The sequence below is a fragment of the Paenibacillus silvestris genome (assembly GCF_009882985.1).
In the GTDB taxonomy this organism is placed as follows: domain Bacteria; phylum Bacillota; class Bacilli; order Paenibacillales; family NBRC-103111; genus Paenibacillus_E; species Paenibacillus_E silvestris.
Window position 1 is genome coordinate 942,840 of sequence record NZ_WTUZ01000010.1, and the last position, 17,034, is coordinate 959,873.

General features: G+C 47.1%; 17 protein-coding genes. 4 read left to right on the plus strand and 13 right to left on the minus strand.

Annotated elements, in window-relative coordinates; genetic code table 11:
- Positions 1–380 precede the first annotated feature (380 nt).
- The 3 genes from GQF01_RS07850 to GQF01_RS07860 all read left to right on the plus strand — a co-directional run bounded on the left by GQF01_RS07850 (position 381) and on the right by GQF01_RS07860 (position 3,143).
- Positions 381–653 carry a hypothetical protein gene (locus GQF01_RS07850; RefSeq protein ID WP_161406218.1) on the plus strand — a complete coding sequence of 91 codons (273 nt, stop codon included), beginning with the start codon at positions 381–383 and terminating at the stop codon, positions 651–653.
- Positions 654–812: 159 nt separating this feature from the next.
- Positions 813–2,237 (plus strand): discoidin domain-containing protein, encoded by a 1,425-nt coding sequence (locus GQF01_RS07855; RefSeq protein ID WP_161406219.1) that lies wholly within the window; start codon positions 813–815, stop codon positions 2,235–2,237.
- Positions 2,238–2,930: 693 nt separating this feature from the next.
- Positions 2,931–3,143, plus strand: a complete 213-nt coding sequence (locus GQF01_RS07860) for a hypothetical protein (protein WP_161406220.1) — start codon at positions 2,931–2,933, stop codon at positions 3,141–3,143.
- Positions 3,144–3,258: 115 nt separating this feature from the next.
- On the opposite strand, the gene GQF01_RS07865 is transcribed toward GQF01_RS07860, so the two are convergent.
- The 12 genes from GQF01_RS07865 to GQF01_RS07920 form a co-directional block, all read right to left on the minus strand.
- On the minus strand, positions 3,259–4,053 hold the full coding sequence (locus tag GQF01_RS07865) for a sporulation protein (protein WP_161406221.1): 795 nt from the start codon (positions 4,051–4,053) through the stop codon (positions 3,259–3,261).
- Positions 4,054–4,055: 2 nt separating this feature from the next.
- Positions 4,056–4,814, minus strand: coding sequence for an AAA family ATPase (locus GQF01_RS07870; protein ID WP_161406222.1), 759 nt, complete (start codon positions 4,812–4,814; stop codon positions 4,056–4,058).
- A gap of 29 nt (positions 4,815–4,843) precedes the next feature.
- Positions 4,844–5,257 (minus strand): pentapeptide repeat-containing protein, encoded by a 414-nt coding sequence (locus GQF01_RS07875; RefSeq protein WP_235959261.1) that lies wholly within the window; start codon positions 5,255–5,257, stop codon positions 4,844–4,846.
- A 79-nt stretch (positions 5,258–5,336) separates the two neighbouring features.
- Positions 5,337–5,975 carry a carbohydrate-binding family 9-like protein gene (locus tag GQF01_RS07880; protein WP_161406223.1) on the minus strand — a complete coding sequence of 213 codons (639 nt, stop codon included), beginning with the start codon at positions 5,973–5,975 and terminating at the stop codon, positions 5,337–5,339.
- A 17-nt stretch (positions 5,976–5,992) separates the two neighbouring features.
- Complete coding sequence (locus GQF01_RS07885; protein ID WP_161406224.1) at positions 5,993–7,195, minus strand: enolase C-terminal domain-like protein; 1,203 nt, start codon at positions 7,193–7,195, stop codon at positions 5,993–5,995.
- 28 nt (positions 7,196–7,223) lie between these two features.
- On the minus strand, positions 7,224–7,997 hold the full coding sequence (locus GQF01_RS07890) for an SDR family NAD(P)-dependent oxidoreductase (protein ID WP_161406225.1): 774 nt from the start codon (positions 7,995–7,997) through the stop codon (positions 7,224–7,226).
- Between the two features lie 27 nt (positions 7,998–8,024).
- Complete coding sequence (locus GQF01_RS07895) at positions 8,025–10,250, minus strand: AraC family transcriptional regulator (RefSeq protein ID WP_161406226.1); 2,226 nt, start codon at positions 10,248–10,250, stop codon at positions 8,025–8,027.
- A 26-nt stretch (positions 10,251–10,276) separates the two neighbouring features.
- Positions 10,277–11,809 (minus strand): ABC transporter substrate-binding protein, encoded by a 1,533-nt coding sequence (locus GQF01_RS07900; RefSeq protein WP_161406227.1) that lies wholly within the window; start codon positions 11,807–11,809, stop codon positions 10,277–10,279.
- A 59-nt stretch (positions 11,810–11,868) separates the two neighbouring features.
- Positions 11,869–12,774, minus strand: coding sequence for a carbohydrate ABC transporter permease (locus GQF01_RS07905; protein WP_161406228.1), 906 nt, complete (start codon positions 12,772–12,774; stop codon positions 11,869–11,871).
- 17 nt (positions 12,775–12,791) lie between these two features.
- Positions 12,792–13,712 (minus strand): ABC transporter permease, encoded by a 921-nt coding sequence (locus tag GQF01_RS07910; protein WP_235959082.1) that lies wholly within the window; start codon positions 13,710–13,712, stop codon positions 12,792–12,794.
- A gap of 190 nt (positions 13,713–13,902) precedes the next feature.
- The gene (locus tag GQF01_RS07915) at positions 13,903–14,826 is read right to left on the minus strand and encodes an EamA family transporter (protein WP_161406230.1); all 924 of its coding nucleotides are present in this window, start codon (positions 14,824–14,826) and stop codon (positions 13,903–13,905) included.
- On the minus strand, positions 14,823–15,989 hold the full coding sequence (locus GQF01_RS07920; protein ID WP_161406231.1) for an iron-containing alcohol dehydrogenase: 1,167 nt from the start codon (positions 15,987–15,989) through the stop codon (positions 14,823–14,825). The genes GQF01_RS07915 and GQF01_RS07920 overlap by 4 nt, the downstream gene beginning before the upstream one ends.
- A 136-nt stretch (positions 15,990–16,125) precedes the next feature.
- Between GQF01_RS07920 and GQF01_RS07925 the strand changes: the two genes are divergently transcribed.
- Positions 16,126–16,464 carry a L,D-transpeptidase gene (locus tag GQF01_RS07925; protein WP_161406232.1) on the plus strand — a complete coding sequence of 113 codons (339 nt, stop codon included), beginning with the start codon at positions 16,126–16,128 and terminating at the stop codon, positions 16,462–16,464.
- Between the two features lie 89 nt (positions 16,465–16,553).
- Here the strand turns inward: GQF01_RS07925 and GQF01_RS37080 are convergent, their stop codons facing one another.
- Complete coding sequence (locus GQF01_RS37080; RefSeq protein ID WP_407945399.1) at positions 16,554–17,006, minus strand: sensor histidine kinase; 453 nt, start codon at positions 17,004–17,006, stop codon at positions 16,554–16,556.
- Positions 17,007–17,034: the final 28 nt, after the last annotated feature.

The following is a 17,034-nucleotide window of genomic DNA, read 5'->3' on the forward strand; positions in this document are numbered from 1 at the left end:
ATTCTTCATGTAGTCGACATTCCCTGCTAATTTTCTGAAAATTTATTTTTTTTGTAATCCGGCATAAATCTTCCCGCCACCTGCATAGTTTATATAGTTGCTTATTACTGAAAGCCGCATGAAACATTTACAGAAAATCATTTTCACTTGGGAAGGGAAGTTGATTTCGTATTCTTACACTGGAGAAAATTGAACACATTGAGGTTGGCTGTACCAATGCGCAAGACGCGATTATTATCCGCCTGCTGGTCGAGGGCATCGAGGCCCACGAAATTGTTTATTTAAAAAGGAGCTCCTTAGACGCCAAAAAGCAACTGCTCACGGTCACGGATGCCTTCGGGGCAAAAAAGCAAGTACACGTATCAAAGCGATGTGTCGAGTTGTTTCAAAGTGCTATACTCCAAACGCAATATGTCGTTCATTTCGGTCATCCAACTAAACAAAAGATCACCGATTTGCGGCGCAGCGACGATCTAATCAAAGTAAGCATGCACGATTTCATCGCGAACCGCTGTCTGATCACTCAGATGGATTGCGTAATACTAAGAACAATTTATATGCGCCTTCGGCAGTTAGCGGAAAGGTTTGCGACGCCGGAGCTTACATATTTAACTACGACTAAGCTTGAGATTAAACAATTAGCACATGCGTAACGCGCTGCGAGAGGCCTCAGGGCCTCTTTTTCGTTGTGTCATGCAGGCGCGGATGTTTCTTTTCTATTTTTTATGTATGAAAATGTTTGAAATAATTGAGGCTGTGTGCTATCGTTTGATTTGTAAGCGATTACATGATGGGAAAGGTGGTATGAGGTAATGACTTATTTTTTAATGAGACCAGCCGACTTATCCAACGTGTTTAGGAGGAGATCCACCCGCCTGTTGCTCGTTTCGGTGATCCTAGCTGCGTTTGCACTACCAGCGCAAGCTGGAGCAGCAACCGTTAACTGCAGTACAGCTTCATGCCTAACAACGGCACTGGCGAATGCAGCCCCCGGCGACCGGATCATACTTGCCGCAGGAACCTACACGGGCAATTTCGTATCCAGTGTAAACGGCACGGCATCGAGTCCGATCACGATTGAAAGTGCCAGCGCCACCAACAAAGCCATACTGAATGGCGGAGGAACTTCGAGCGGCTACACGCTTTACCTGACTGGGGATTACACCCAAGTGAAGAACCTGAAGATTACGAGTGCCAAGAAAGGCATCATGATTGACAATGCGAACAACGGCTTAATTGAAGGTGTCGAAGTCTACAATATTGGTGAAGAAGGCGTTCATTACCGTGATGGCAGCTCTAACAACGTCATTCAAAATTCCAGTGTACACGACACCGGACAAGTTACTGCCGACTATGGCGAAGGACTTTACGTTGGTTCTGATGTCGGCAAATGGGGAACCTACGTCAAGGAAGCGAATAACAATCGTATTGCGAATGTAACGATTGGACCTAACGTCACCGCTGAATCCGTTGACATCAAAGAAGGCACAACTGGCACCATTGTAGAGAACAGCACCTTCAACGGTATAGGCATCAGCGGCGCCAATGCGGCAGATAGCTTTATGGATGTCAAAGGCAATAATTCCATCATTCGCAATAATATCGTTAACCGCAATGGTAACTCCATCATCGTCGACGCCTTCCAGGTGCACGAACGTTCACCGGGTTGGGGTTATAACAATGACTTCTACAACAATACGGCCAATTTAGATAACGCTACCCCGAATATCGTGCTGGTTAACGGCGGTTCTGCCAAAGCCTGCAACAATACTCGCACGCCTGCCGGTAATATGTACACTGCTGGGGTGACTACTTACACATCCTGCACGGGCGGGACGCCAACGCCATCCCTCTTGACGGTTTCAACCGTTAGCGATAGCGGCAACGACGGGAATGTCGCCACGAATACACTAGACAACAACTTAAGCACACGTTGGTCCTCTCAAGGCGATGGCCAATGGATTCAGTATGATTTGGGTGCCACCAAAACCATCGCCTATGCTTCCATCGCCTTCCATCAAGGCGACATCCGCACGACAACCTTTGACGTCCAAATTTCTAGCGACAACACGAACTGGACAACTCTGTTGACGAACAAAGTAAGCAGCACAATGTTATCGCAGGTGACGTACGACTTTCCAGATACAGCTGGCCGCTACGTCCGTATCGTCGGTCACGGTAATTCATCCGGCAACGGGTGGAACTCCATAACGGAAGTTGACTTCTACGGCAACTAAACAGAGCAAAGAGGCTGCCCTTTAGATGAACCTTTTAGGCAGCCTCTTTGCTCTGTTTACTGGTATTTCCTCCATAGCACATCCTTCCTGCGCCCTCCCCAGCTAACTCTCTCTGTAACACATCGAGTACACTATCTACAACAACACATTAAACGAACACTCCAACAAATAATCACTTCAAGCGAACTACTCCACAGCAAACCCTCTAAACAAACGCTCCACGCACATCACTCCACAACTATTCACCTGCAAACCATCCTCAGCAACACTCCACGCAAAGGGAACTCCGGTCCCTTATTCCGCAATATCCAGCCTCTTTTGCCCGCAAGCGGAACTACAGGGTCTTATTCGCCCCAAGACATGCCCTTCTTGAGCAAAAACCCCAGAATAGCTCCCCCTAGTTCCCCTTCATCATCGAATCTTCAACTTTTCGCAGAAATAACGCCTTGTAGTTCCCATCCACAGTTCATTTCCCATTTTCCCACCAATCGGACACTATGCGCTCTACAAATAAAGTCATTTTCTGACACTAGGTTTCGACCAACTTCTCATACTGGGCATGTTATTCTAATCAAGTTGCTCTTTGTCCTACACAATCTTTGAAAAAACATTCACATTTCGAACACATTTTTCAAGATTTTTTCAAAGACTGACTCATAGACTTTATTAAAATACTTCTTAGGGGATGAATGAATGCGCATGAGCATTTTGTTTAACAAGAAATCCGTTTTGGTAAATTTCGTTGGTACAGACCACAAATTACTCCCTGCACTGCTGAATGCTTTACAAAACAACCGATTAACAATGACGAACTTAATTAAATCCATAGAAAGCGTCGATTTATTCACTTCCGAAGCCATTATTTATTCAAAAGACGGCAACAAAGCAAGAGTACCGATCTTCTAAAAAGCTCGAAGACTTGCTCAAGACCTGCGTCTTCAGCATTTTACATAAGGGGCTTAAATACTAAAAAACCCTTCTACCCCTTGATTGCCAAGGAGAGAAGGGTTTTTCACAGCTTTTACACATCTAACAAATCATCAAAAATACCACGGAACTGATTCGCCACTGATTCAGCGCCCTCTTCCAGCTCCTGAGTGCTGAAATAATAACGATGATGGGACTCATCGGTATCGAACATATCCGATAAAAGTCCGCCAAAGCCCCGCGCTCTGCGATCAAATTCCAGAAGGACCTCAACGCCGTTCTCATCCGGATAAAAGACAAGTTCCAGCTCATCAACGGTACTTCGGTATTCACCATTTTGATAAGGTACAAACTCAAAGTTCTGAATAAAAGGCAGATGATAATTGCGCTGCGGATAATATTCGTTCTCTGCTTTATGTAAATGAAAACCAAGTTCCTCCAGCGCCTCGAAAATAACCGACGTATGCGGGTGGGCCAGCACCTCAATCGGATCACGATCGGATGGATCAACCGCGTTATCCACATCCATCCCTGTACGGATCCAGATCGGGCTTACACCAATAGAAATAGGCGTCTCATGCGGTAGCACAAAATGAAAAGGGATTTCGACGGATTCTCCCGGTTCAAATACGAAGCTTTCCCCGAGCAGAATATTCGCGATCACAACCGTTTCTCTGTGCATCCGATTCGCATCGTTCTGTGCGGGCTTGAGGTATTCTGTCATGATTTGAAAATAGATTTTGTCTACTTTCTGCTCAACACTGCCGCCTTTGGCAACGACGACCCCTTCTACCAATTGCCCCGGAATGAAGGACTCCGTATGAAACTGCGTATCAATTTCAATGTTCCCAATCCCTACTTTAGCCATCATTTTCTTAAAAAAAGACATGATTACTCCTCCGCTTCCCCATCATCGAAAAGAGCCCGAAAATACCGCTCCCGATGATTCAAGAAATCTCTCGTTAAATTGAAATGATCCGTATCTTCATACGAGATAGGCTCGAGAGTGGTTTCAGTAAACTGCAAAATTTGCGCGCCTGGATACGCCATGATGATCGGAGAATGCGTCGCGATAATAAATTGCGCATTGCCTGATTTCTCCAAATCCCGAATCATGCTTAGGAAAGCCAACTGGTTCTGTGGTGAAAGCGCCGACTCAGGCTCATCCAGTAAATACAACCCTTTGCGGCCTAACCGATTTTGGAAAAAGGTTAAAAATGCTTGTCCATGTGACTGCTCATTTAAGGATTTGCCCCCATATGGCGCGTAAGCTTGAAATCCAATATACGGATCCTTCGCAAGCTCATCGATATAACCCGCAAACGTATCAAAGGTCTCCGCACGGAAAAAAAGTCCGTGGCTAACTTTGGGGAGCCAGGACAGTCTCATGATATTGGCTAGCGATTCATTATCTTTCTCTTTCTTGATCGTTAAATCTCTGCCCCCGACCACACTAAAGCCGCAGGAGACACCGATTGCCTCCAGCAGCGTAGACTTCCCCGAACCATTATTCCCTATAAAAAAGGTAACATTCGAGCGAAACCTGAGCTCATCAATTTGTCGAATGGGCCTAATGTTAAACGGAAATTGCTCCTTATCCGCTTCGGGCAGCTCAGACCAATCCAAGGTAATTCGCTGTAAGAATGGCATTCGTACCTCCTGCTGATCTTCCTGACTTATTAGTTGGCTGAATAGTTTTTGAGTAAATCTTCAACAAGAATCCCATTGATTTTCATGCCTCTGAGTTCACAATTCGTAAGCTCAACATCGGTCAAATCACAGTTCTCTATCCTCGTGTTCTTCAGATTGCATTTCGTAATTGAGGTATCAACTAGATGGACATTCTCCATCTGAACATTGGTGAAGTTGGCATTATGAATACGCGTACTCGAAAGATTCGTATTCGTGATCTTTGACTTTTGCATATTAATATCATCGAGCTCGATCTCACTCATATTTGCATTATGAATGTTCGTGCTGGCCAAGTTCACATTATCAAAAACGAGACGCTCCGCTTTCACTTTGTTAAACTTTGAACCCGAGATATCCACCATATGCAGTTCCAATCGTTCCGTTTTCAAATCCAACTTCATCAACCTCGCCTTTTCGATAGATTCATATAAAATGACATCAGTTAAGGTACTCACATTTAACTTTACACGAAAACAGCTCTCAAGCAAACTGCATGAAGCCAAATTTCTCCGGCGTATGGAACTGCATCGTGCCCACCGGCGACCATGCCGAGAACTCATCCGGCCAGCCACACCCTCGGTCGATGCGGAAGAAGTTCAGCCGCCATACATCCCCTACTGAGGGAACACCTCCCCCAAAGTTGTGGAGCGGCAATTCCCAAATGGACACATAACTGCCCGGCCTAACGCGAGTCTCCGTTTTCCAGTCAAGTGCGTGCCACTCTCGATTTACCCGTATGGGCGGATGGGCAGGATCATAGTGAATCATGGCGTCAAATTTCACATTCACCGGAGAGACCTCGAACTCTTTGTATGCCGAAAGCTTGCACGTTTCGCAAATAAATACCTCCACGACATCTTCTTCGTAGAGGGAATCATCATGATGCGTCATGGTAGCTATGACGTGATCGTCCTCACATGTGAACCGGAAATAGATGGCTGCACGCCATCGGTTCCAACATACTCTAACATCCGTGGACAATCTTGGGCGTTCTCCTGTCACGATGTCACAAAGGCTGATCGCAGGCAGTCCCTCCCAAACGAGATCGTCAAACGAGGGAGAACGGTCAACTTCCACCTGTTCACAAACATAGAGGGGCTTCTGTTTCTTTACTTCCACCGCACTCACTCCATTCATTAAGGCCGAATGGCTGTACCATCCGGTATTCGCGCTAATGTCCAGGCCGGCAGCTTATCATGACAAGGGTACAGTGCAGCCTTGCTCTCGTCCACGTCGACCCCAAGCCCTGGCTTATCGTTGACGTAGACATAGCCGTTTCGAACCTCAGGGCAACCGGGAAATACTTCTCTCGCCTGCTCGGAATATTCGGTCCATTCCTGTATCCCGAAATTCGGGCTGGCCAAATCGAGATGGATATTAGCCGCTGCCCCCACTGGAGAAAGATCCCCCGGCCCGTGCCAAGCGGTTCGCACGCCGAAAGCTTCGCAAAGCGCAGCCAGCTTCTTAGCCGGCGTCAGACCGCCGATGGCGCTGATGTGGCAGCGTATGAAATCAATGAGACGCCGCGAAATAAGCGGCATCCATTCCGCCGGATGCACGAACAGCTCGCCCATCGCAAGCGGCGTAGCGCACTGGCTGCGCAGATTTTCAAACCAATCAAGCTGCTCAGGGGGCAGCGCGTCTTCGAGGAAGAAAAGCCTGTACGGCTCAAGCTGCTTCGCCAGCCGAACAGCCTCGATCGGCACCAGCCGCTCGTGGATATCATGGAGCAGTTCAATTTCGTTGCCCAGCTGCAGGCGCATGTGCTCGAACAGACGAGGCACGCTGCGCGAATACGCTTGCGGGTCGAAATACACGCCGGGCTGCGCATTCTCCGGCGAATGCAATTGATGGCCGCGACCGCCGTAACCGCCCATCTGGCAGCGCAAGTAGCGGTAGCCTTGCTCGATGAAAGCGCGAACATTTTGTTCGACTTCCTGCGGATCTCGTCCATCCGCATGGCGGTAAACCGCCGCTGCTTCGCGGCATTTACCGCCGAGCAGCTCATACACAGGCATATTCGCAAGCTTGCCTTTGATATCCCACAGTGCCATGTCGACGCCGGCAATAGCGTTGTTCAGTACAGGGCCGTTGCGCCAATAAGAGCTGACCATGGACGTTTGCCATATATCTTCGATACGACGCGGATCTTTCCCCACAAGAAACGGCTTCATGTACCGCTCAACCGCGCTCGCCACAGTCAAATGACGCTGGGTGAACGTAGCACAGCCGATTCCATATAGGCCAGGTTCAGTCGTCTCCACTTTAACAACAACAAGATTAATACCATCCGGAGCAGTCAAGATCACGCGTACATCGCGAATTTGTAATTGTGACACTTTCGTTCATCTCCCTTAAGTTATTAAGCTAATGAGGGGTACCTGGCAGAATAAGTCCGCCGTCCACACGCAGCGTCGTGCCCGTCATGTAAGAGGCTTCCGGAGACACCAGCCAAGCGACTGCTCTGCCAATATCTTTGGGTGTGCCCGAACGATTAAGCGGTACACCCGGATTGACGACGTGAAGCGGTTCCAAACTTCCATCTCTTGTATCAATTGCTCCGGGTCCGATGCAATTGACCCGAATGCCATGAGGAGCAAGATCAATGGCAGCGGATGCTGCCGCCCTTGCCAAAGCCGCTTTAACACCGCCGTACACAGCATCTTGCGCATAGGCGCGCTCTGCGCGAGTTGAGGTAATGTTCACGATGTTTCCTTGAATCCCCAGCTCAATCATATGCTGACTGATGGCTTGCATGAGAAGAAGCGGCGCACGAAAATTCAGATGGAGAAGCCGATTCGTGTGAAGAATATCAATCTTATCGATGGCTTTAAAAAGCGTAATACCTGCATTGTTCACCAGAACATCAATGCGACCCAAAACATGAATCGCTTGCTCTGCAAGCTTAACCGGCTCGTTCTCCTCTGCCAGATTTCCTTCAAACACCTCACAGGATCGACCGAACGTATGCCTGATAAGCTCTGAAGTCTCCTTCGCATTCACTTCGTCCTGCCAATGGCTAATAACCAGATCGTACCCACGCTCTGCGAGCACGAAAGCAATGCCCCTGCCAATCCCACGGCTGCCTCCTGTGACAAGTGCTGTTTTGCTTATTAGGTCTGCACCCGTTTGCGATACCATTCCTCATCGCCTCCATGAACGGCACACTCACAAATTACTCGCTGCCGCCCTCATTTTTTGCCTATACTCATTAGGGGTAATGCCGTGAATCTTCTTGAACACCCGACCGAAGTAACTTGTGCTGGCAAATCCTGTGACGCTTGAAATTTCAGAAATGAGCCTATCGCTGCATTCCAGCATTTCTGCAGCTTTCTCTATTCTAACTTCATTGATATAGTCCGTCACTGACTTTGATGTGTGTTTCTTGATCAACCTGCCGAGATAAACCGGTGACATATTTAAAATGTCTGCAATATGATCTAAGCACAGATCTTCCTTGCGATATTCAACGTCAATGATGGCATATATTTTGCGGATCAGCTCTTCATACTTGGCGCTTTTCTTCTCCCCGAGCTTACCTTCCATTTGACCGAACATCTCCATGAAGCTGTCGCTAATATCGCATAACCTTTCCAGTTCTGCCAAGTGCGCAAACATTTCATTAAACGGAATGCCGAAGCTATAGCCGGAAGCCTTCTCAAGTGTATCTACCACCATATTGATGGAGAAAAACAATCGCAGCACAGTTAAATTCAGATCTTTATACGAATATCCTTCCGTCGAATCCAAAATAGACTGGCAGAGCTGTTTAACTTCCTCCATCTTGCCAAGCATCAGAGCATCAGTCAAAAGCTCTTCCTTCTGCATCGGATACCGGTAGGATCGTTTCATCGCTTCCGATGTCTGATCGGCGTCAAGATGAGCTTCCCATCCAGCAAATACCCGAAATTTCGAGATTTCCTGCGCCTCCAAATAACAATTTTGGATCAGCGTCACATCCTTGCCCACTCGACTTACAGCCGAAGTTACGGAGAATTTGAGATATTTCTTAATCTCCTGCCCAATTTGTGCAATGTCCTTTTCGAGCTCATCGATTGGGAGCCAGTGAAAGAGTAGGATCACATGATCTTCACCAGAATCCACCGCTTCGCAAGGAACCTGTTTGCTCATAATCTCCAAGGCAATGTTCATCATCCCAAATCGCAATAACCCTCTATCATTCCACTCAAATTGACGGCTTATGTCCTTATATCGATCCATTTTCAAAAGCAGCACTCGCACTTCATCCTGTAAATTCAGCTTGATCTCGTGGCTCTCAAAGCGCTTCTGCAGCACATTCGGAGGAAACGATCCCCCCTCAATGACCCATTGCTTCATAAATTCTTGCTTAGCCTTGTAGGAATTTTCTCTTATCGCTTGATCCTGAACCCCCAACTTTTTCAACATCTCAGCGAATGGACGATTCAATCGACGGGAAGTTAGATAAGCCAGCGAAAGTCCAAGCGCAATAAGTATGGAACAAAGCAGCAGCGTTCTGCTTCTCATCTTGTCGACTTCTTTTACCGCAACCTTATAAGGGGTGTACCGGACGAATTTCCAATCAAGCGCTTCGGAGGACGCATAGGTCACTAATGATTTCACCCCATCCACATCCCCAATAAAATGACCCGATTTCTCCCCCGCATGCAAAATGTCCTGCACGAAAGCCTGATGCGACAAGTCGCTGAGCATTTGATCCTTATAAATGCTGCTAACCAGCACGCCACCTGAATCAAGGATGATGATGCCTCCGCTTTGGCTTTTATCTATTGTGGCAATGGCCTTTTTCATCCAAGTATCAGAAATGTTCAGAATGATGGCGCTGCCCCTTCCCGAACCGGAATTTTCATAATAGATAAAAGAATACACATTATAGTCCATGTTACCGACAGTTGACGCATTTTTGATGGTACGTGTAATCGGTTTCAAATTCATGTTGCTGTTATAATCGTTCATGATTTCAACGATTCCTTGATCGGCGAAGTAGGCACTCTTCTGCAAGCCAATTGTAGAGGTGTAATATAAATCAAGTTTTCCATTATAGAGATACACGGAATGCAGAAAAGGCATGGAGCCGATTAAATTAATCCGATCAGTAATCGTTTTCGTTTCAACAGGGTCCGTCTCTGACTGATAAAATACTTTGGGCATATCTCGGTCGAGCAAAATTTGGGCAATCGCCATTTTCGCATTTTCCAGCATGGCATCTGCGGATGAACTAATTTGAGATAAGGATTCTTCCGAATACGAGTAGATTTTCTTCTGTTCAATATGAACGAAATTGACATATAGAATATAGGTCACAGCAAGCACGATCACAGCAGTTAGCGTCGAGGAATAAAGGAACAAGCTGGAGAAATAACGGCTTTCCGACATGCGATTTGGCAGTTTCATTCGTTCTCCCTCTTGTTCCCTGATTTTTACTTCTTGTTAGCGGTTTTCCACTGTGCATATTGCTTATTCATTTCTTCGAGAACCTTATCGATTCCTGCCGCTTTCAGCTTCTCCTTGAACTTCGGAATCGTTGAATCCGGATCAACGGAGCCCGTTTCCAGAATCGGACGGAATTCACTTTCGACGTTTTTAATGGCAGCAACCTCTGTTTTCAGTGCTGAACTGTCGAAGTTGAAACCCAGGTCCGGCATGATCTCGGATTCGCCGTTAAACTTCTTGAACTGCTCCCAAATATCATCCGGCTCACCAGGCATCAAATACGTAAGGAATTGATTCCCGTATGCCCATGTCTCATTGGGATTGTAACCGGACTTTTTCCCATTTTCCGTTCCTGGCGCATATTCTATCCTGTTTTCAGCCGTCTTCACAATGTGCTTCCCTTCGATCCCACGACCCACGAGATTGATTAACTGCTTGTCGGTGTACATCATATTGTAGAACATCAACACGCGATCCGGATCTTTGGAGTTCGTTGGAATGCCCATCATGGAGCCGACCAAATCATTCGTTGTGGTAATCGGCTTGCCGAAGTTATGGTAAATAAACGGTGCTCCATAAGCATTTGATACCTGCACATCCACATACGGTTTCAATTGTCCGAAAATAAACGCAGACTTGGCGCGATCGCTGTTTGTCGCCTTCATAACAGCAGCATCCTTCGAAATATAGCCGGCTTGGTAAAATTTATTCAACGTTTTAAGCGTTTTCAAATACTCGGGTTCATCAAGCTCTAACGTATACCCGCTGGCGTCTTTTTTCAGCACAATCGATTGTATAGGTGAAACGTTCCAAAGATTGCGGTTAACGAAGTTCGGTATGCGGCTTGCACCTGGAGCCAGAAGCGGGATAGCACCAGCCTCATTCTCTTTAATCGTTTTGAGCGCAGGCTCCAGCTCTTCCAGCGAATTGATTTTGCTAATGTCAATCTTGTACTTCTCCATCATCGTCTTGTTAGCAAGGAAACCGAGCCAGGAGCCCTTCTCTTTATTAGCTGCCATCGTGTAGGTGCGCCCTTTAATAGCGCTTGCTTGCAGGAACCCATCTGACAGCAGCTTTTTGGCATCAGGAGCCAGCGTATCTAATTTATCCGTGATATCGACTAACCCGCCTTTACCGACCAGCGTATTGTAGTTCATATTTCCATTTGACGTAAACATCAGATCGACCTTCTCGCCTGTGGCAAGCAGGGCTGTCATTTTTGCATCATAGTCGGCAAAGGGGATGATATGCATTTTAACCGTTGCATTGATTTTGGGTTGCGTGATTTTGTTGATTTCCGCTTCTACTAACTCGCCGTCCGGCTGAGGTCCTGGCCCAATGATATACCAATCAATCTGATAAGGCGCAAGCGCTTTCTTATCTGGTGTCGTTGTAGTGCTCGTGCTAGGAGTGCTCGCTTCTCCTGCCGGCTTGCTCCCATTGCTGCATCCTGCCACTAGCATAGACATCAGTACAATTGCTGTTACGGTGAGCTGAGTCACCTTAATCCCCTTTAACATGCTCAAAAACCTCCCTGAGTCATTTATATGCTATCCAGTTCCCTGGGATTAGCCTTAGATTAGCCTTTCACTGCCCCAATGGTCAAACCCTGAACGAAATATTTTTGGAAAAATGGATACGCCAGCACTATTGGACCGATTCCAATGACGGCAAGCGCCATTCGCAGTGTTAAGGAGGGTGGTGCGATCCCCATCGTAGCGCCATAATTTTGTGCGTTAGCTGAGGAAAGGAAGTCCGACATACTCTGCGCTTTGTACATGAGGTACTGCATATTCATGATTTTGTCGTCGTGAATGAGCATCAGCGGCAGCCACCAATCGTTCCAATAAACAATAGCGCTGAACAAACCTACTGTCGCAAGCCCAGGCAGCGAGAGCCTAAGAATGATGGAGAAGAAAATACGGTACTCGCCAGCTCCATCGATTTTGGCTGACTCCACAATGGCGTCAGGGATCGTGGTTGCAAAATACGTTCGCAAAATCATCACGTACCAGCCATTAAAGAGATAAGGAACGATTAGCGCCCAAATATTATTTTTCAAATGCAGGATTTGCGTTGTAACCAGGTACCAGGAAACCATGCCGCCGTGAAATAATAAGGTAAATACCACCAAGAAAGCGAACAGCTTCCGATAAGCAAAATCTTTCCGCGATAGCGGGTAAGCAAACATGGCGGTAATAAGCAGGCTCATCATTGTCCCCACCACCGTAACGAACAGCGTAACCCCATAGGCATGAAGGATAACATTCCCCTGCTGCCACAGATACCGATATGCTTCAAGCGAGATATAATCCGGGATAAAACGATACCCATTTGCGGCTACACTCTTTTCATCGGTGATGGAAACAACGGCAACAAGGATGAGCGGTATGATGCAGGTAAGACTAATTAGTATAAAGACAAGATGAAAAACGGCGTTGACGGGCTTCGGGATGGCATTGATGTGGCCTCCTGACGACTTCATTCGTTGTCTTCCCCTTTCTAGAAAATCGCTTTTTCCTTATCAATTCTGCGGACAATCCAATTGGACAATACGACAAGCACGAATCCAACGAACGCCTGGAAGGTGCTGGCTGCTGCTGACATTCCGATATCGCCGCTGTTCATCAAAGCACGGTACACATAGGTGTCGATAACGTTTGTGACCTCAAAGAGCGCACCAGAATTAAGCGGAACTTGGTAAAAGAGGCCAAAGTCGGCAAAAAACATGCGACCGATACCTAGCAGTACCATGAGCGTGATTACTGTTGAGATGGACGGGATGGTAATATGGCGGATTTGCTGCCATTTGGAGGCTCCGTCGAGCGATGCCGCTTCATAGTAATCCGGATCGATACCTGTGATGGCCGCCAAGTAAACGATCGCGTTATAACCTGCGTACTTCCATAGGTTCGCGAATACTAAAATGTAAGGCCAATACGACTGCTGACTGTACCATTCCACAGGTTTTGCGCCGAGCGACTGAAGAATCATGCTGTTGATAATGCCTTTATCAGCGCTTAGAAAGCCAAAGAATAGATAACTGACGGCAATCCACGATAAAAAATAAGGAAGCAAAATAAACGTCTGATATATTTTTGCCGCCCGGCGATGCCTCAGTTCATTAAGAGCAATAGCGAGAAATACGCTCGCTGCTGTCCCCAGCGCGATAAACACCAGATTGTACAAGATGGTATTTCGTGTGATGATGTACGCATCCGGTGTTTGGATGAAAAACTCGAAGTTTTTGAGCCCAACCCAGGAGCTGTTCTCGAAATTCTTTAGAAAGCTTCCACCCGAGTAGCTGAAATCTTTGAAAGCAATCAAAATACCGCCGATAGGCAAGTAATGGAAGGCGATCAATAAGACGAGTCCGGGTAGTGTCATCATTAGCAATGCGGGGTTGCTGCTTCGTTTCTTCATCTTCATTCCTCCTGACTAGTCACAGCTTAGCACCCGCGGCTATCAGGGGTAAATCGCAAATAACGTAACAAGATCGCACTTTTCATCAGAAAACGGATCTAAAAAATCATACAATATCTAAAAAATCATACTTTGATGCCTAAAAAAAAGGTGAACTCCCTCATCATCACGATGCAGAGTTCACCTTATTCTAATTCACACCCACTTGTCTCCGCCGCTTCCGTAACTTCATGAGCTCTGGCAGAGCTATCCCAAGCATTGTAATAATAACACCGAGCCACTGCACGCCATTAACGGTTTCATGAAGCACAACGAAAGACATGATGACCGCAGTCGGCAATTCAGCCGCACTCATAATTGTGGCCAGTCCACCGCCAATGCGCGGGACCCCAATAGCAAAAAACAGTGGCGGTATAACGACGCCGAAGAAAGCAAGCAGCAGCGCCCAAGGCAGAAGCTCTTCATGCAAGGATCCGTTGAACAGAAAATGCGGCGGATACACCAGCATAACCAAGATTAACGATCCTGACTGCATGATAGCGCTGCGTGTGATTGGCGCAACGCTGCTAGAAACTTTGCCGCTAAACATAATGAACAAGGCATAAGTCAGAGCAGAGAGAAGTCCTAGACCAATCCCCATCAAGGATGGTGTTTCATGACCCCCACTCAGATATCCGCTCGCCATGATGATTCCGACAAACAAAATAATGAGCGCAAATACTTTATCTTTCCCCGGACGCTTTCGCTCCGTTATTGCCTCAAGTAGAATACCAATCCATGTAAATTGAAACAGCAGAATAATGGCAAAGGAAGCCGAGATATACTGCAAAGCTGCATAATAGAAAATACCGGTTAATCCGGAAGTTGTTCCAACCGCCATAAGCGATATCGCTTGCCGCGGTGCCACTTTATACTTCTTGGTCTCCGCTGAACCGCCTCGATTGGATTTGGCAGTAACGAGAACTAATAGCCAGATCATCAGTACACCAAACAAATTCTGGCTGCCAACCACTTCCCCCACATGGAAGCCTGATTCATAAGCTTTTTTAACAAATGTGGATAACAATCCGAAACTGCACGCGCCAGCCAGCACGAATAAATAATATTTCATCATAAGGAGTTCGTCAGGATTTCTCTGACCGTATCTCGCGTCATGATTTTGTAGCTTCCCACTTGCTCTTTCATGAAGGACTTATGAATTAATTCCTCAAGCCTAGCATCACTAATGTTATAGTCCGCCAAACAATTCGGTGCACCTAGTGAATTCCAGAATTGACGCAGCGCCTCAATGCCTTCGTAGGCAATTTCGTGATCCGTTTTACCTGCCCCATCAACACCGAACACTGCCATCGCTAGCTTTTTCATCCGTGATGGGTCAGCCTCCGCGCAGTGTCTCATCCAGTTCGGATAAATAATGGCAAGACCTCCGCCATGCGGAATATCATAGACGGCGGACAAGCCGTGCTCGATCTGGTGAGATGCCCAGTCTCCACCATCGGTTCCGCTTGATAACAGCCCGTTGAAAGCCGTGGTTCCCGCGTACATGATTGTTGCTCTGTGCTCATAACTATGCAGGTTCTCAAGCAGTTTTGGCGCAGCTTCTATGACCGTCAAGAGCACCGACTCCATGAAACGGTCCATCATTGGCGTGTTCTCTGTGAGATGGAAATACTGCTCAAGCACATGAGACATCATATCTACTATGCCGTACACCGTTTGGTCTAGAGGCACCGAATACGTAAACTCCGGGTCCAGAATTGAAAAAGCCGGATAGGCAAGCGAGCTGCTCCAGCCACGTTTCTCATTTTTATCCCAGTGTGTGATGACGGAAATGTTGTTCATCTCGGAACCCGTAGCGGCTATGGTTAGCACCGTTCCGAACGGCAGTGCTTTGGCAGGGACCGCTTTGCGCGTAATAATGTCCCAAACGTCTCCCTCATAATAAACGCCAACGGAAATCGCTTTGGCACAGTCAATCACGCTGCCTCCGCCCACAGCCAGAATGAGCTCAATTCCGTGCTCCCGGCACAGTTCGATCCCCTTCTTCACTGTCGTAAGCCGCGGATTCGGCTCAACACCCGACATTTCGTACACTTCTGCTTGCATATGGTCAAGCTGTTGTTTAACAGCCTCGTAGACGCCATTATTCTTGATGCTTCCGCCGCCAAACACGAGCAGTACCTTCTTACCCGGAGTGCCAAGCTCCTTCGTTAGCTGCTCTATTTGCCCTTTGCCGAACCATAATTTCGTTGGATTGAATTGTAAAAAAGATTGCATGACTGTAGCTCCCTTGGATGACTGATATCTAATCTAACTAAAGCAGTATACCACAAGTCCATTTTATTTTCGAAAAAGTTTAAGCGCCCTGTTCGTTTCCTATATACCCACATAAGCTAAACTGAGGTGAATAACTATGCCTAATTATCGCATTATTATCGACCTGTCCGACTTCCAATTATATTTGCTCGATGTCAATCGCGTTGTGCGGGGATTCCCGGTTGGGATCGGCCGGATGGTAACCCGAACACCTGTAGGCGAGTATACGATTATCAACAAACAGGCGGATCCAGGCGGACCCTTTGGCGCCTTCTGGATGGGGCTGAGCAGACCGCATTATGGCATTCATGGCACGAATGCCCCCTCCTCCATTGGCAAACGCGTCTCGCATGGATGCATCCGAATGCATAATGAGGATGTACTTGAGCTAGCATCCCTCGTGCCTATCAACTCTCGTGTGACGATTCGCCTCTAAAACGCTAACGTGTAACGTGATCGTTATCGAACAGGTATATACAAAAGCAAAAGAGCTAAGCGCTAGCAAGCACCTTAGCTCCTTGTTCGTTAAATCCGGTGTACAGGCAAAGAGAATGAGATACTGCAGCCTTTACCTAGCCGGCTCTCAGCCCAGATTTGCCCTCCGTGATATTGGACAATCTCTTTGGCAATAGCAAGACCAAGCCCGCTTCCGCCAGATGTGCTGCGTGATTTGGAAACCTTGTAGAACCTTTCAAAAATATGCGGCAAGTCTTCCTCGCTAATCCCCACGCCCGTGTCGGTAACTCTGATCACAAGCTCGCGCGGATCACCTTTGATGTCTGCATGCACATGAATGAAGCCGCCTTTGGCTGAAAACTTAATGGCATTGTATATAATATTTGCATACACCTGCTCGATGCGATCGGTATCAACGGTTAACAGCATTTCTTCATCTTCCGAGTTCGCCATATCCAGCGTGTAGGTGATTCCTGCATTGGCGCAATCCAGCTCATATTTGGCAAATAACTGGGTCACCATCGTTTGACATGAGGTAGGCGCAAGCTGG

Bases quoted from the DNA above. Each gene is read 5' to 3' on its own strand.
- GQF01_RS07855 (WP_161406219.1), top strand. From the start codon at position 813: ATGACTTATTTTTTAATGAGACCAGCCGACTTATCCAACGTGTTTAGG.
- GQF01_RS07860 (WP_161406220.1), top strand. From the start codon at position 2,931: ATGCGCATGAGCATTTTGTTTAACAAGAAATCCGTTTTGGTAAATTTC.
- GQF01_RS07865 (WP_161406221.1), bottom strand. From the start codon at position 4,053: ATGTCTTTTTTTAAGAAAATGATGGCTAAAGTAGGGATTGGGAACATT.
- GQF01_RS07870 (WP_161406222.1), bottom strand. From the start codon at position 4,814: ATGCCATTCTTACAGCGAATTACCTTGGATTGGTCTGAGCTGCCCGAA.
- GQF01_RS07875 (WP_235959261.1), bottom strand. From the start codon at position 5,257: ATGAAGTTGGATTTGAAAACGGAACGATTGGAACTGCATATGGTGGAT.
- GQF01_RS07890 (WP_161406225.1), bottom strand. From the start codon at position 7,997: ATGGTATCGCAAACGGGTGCAGACCTAATAAGCAAAACAGCACTTGTC.
- GQF01_RS07895 (WP_161406226.1), bottom strand. From the start codon at position 10,250: ATGAAACTGCCAAATCGCATGTCGGAAAGCCGTTATTTCTCCAGCTTG.
- GQF01_RS07900 (WP_161406227.1), bottom strand. From the start codon at position 11,809: ATGTTAAAGGGGATTAAGGTGACTCAGCTCACCGTAACAGCAATTGTA.
- GQF01_RS07905 (WP_161406228.1), bottom strand. From the start codon at position 12,774: ATGAAGTCGTCAGGAGGCCACATCAATGCCATCCCGAAGCCCGTCAAC.
- GQF01_RS07910 (WP_235959082.1), bottom strand. From the start codon at position 13,712: ATGAAGAAACGAAGCAGCAACCCCGCATTGCTAATGATGACACTACCC.
- GQF01_RS07915 (WP_161406230.1), bottom strand. From the start codon at position 14,826: ATGATGAAATATTATTTATTCGTGCTGGCTGGCGCGTGCAGTTTCGGA.
- GQF01_RS07920 (WP_161406231.1), bottom strand. From the start codon at position 15,989: ATGCAATCTTTTTTACAATTCAATCCAACGAAATTATGGTTCGGCAAA.
- GQF01_RS07925 (WP_161406232.1), top strand. From the start codon at position 16,126: ATGCCTAATTATCGCATTATTATCGACCTGTCCGACTTCCAATTATAT.
- GQF01_RS37080 (WP_407945399.1), bottom strand. From the start codon at position 17,006: ATGGTGACCCAGTTATTTGCCAAATATGAGCTGGATTGCGCCAATGCA.